The organism is Bacillus cereus group sp. BfR-BA-01379 (genome assembly GCF_022663605.1).
GTDB lineage: Bacteria > Bacillota > Bacilli > Bacillales > Bacillaceae_G > Bacillus_A > Bacillus_A mobilis.
The window spans coordinates 1-209 of record NZ_JAKUFT010000356.1 but is presented as its reverse complement, the minus strand read 5'-3'; the positions used below and the strand labels follow the sequence as shown (position 1 = coordinate 209).

Below are 209 nucleotides of genomic sequence, written 5' to 3'. Positions count from 1 at the left end.
AAGAGGTGGCGGTTCTAAAAAACGCGGCGGTAACGGAGGCGGATACCGTGATGGTAACCGTAATCGTAGTCGTGACGGACGCGGCGGTGGCGATGGTCGTAACCGTGATCGTAATCGTGATGGCGGTAGCCGTGGTCGTAAAGGTGAAGGTCAAGGTCGCCCTGGATCTTCAAATGGACGTGGCGAAAGAAAACATCATAGCCGTCCAC

The 209-nt window shown here is 55.5% G+C and carries 1 pseudogene; it reads left to right on the top strand.

The features are described from left to right. A pseudogene (locus MR113_RS28225) lies at positions 1-209 on the top strand (DEAD/DEAH box helicase); the annotation flags it as partial.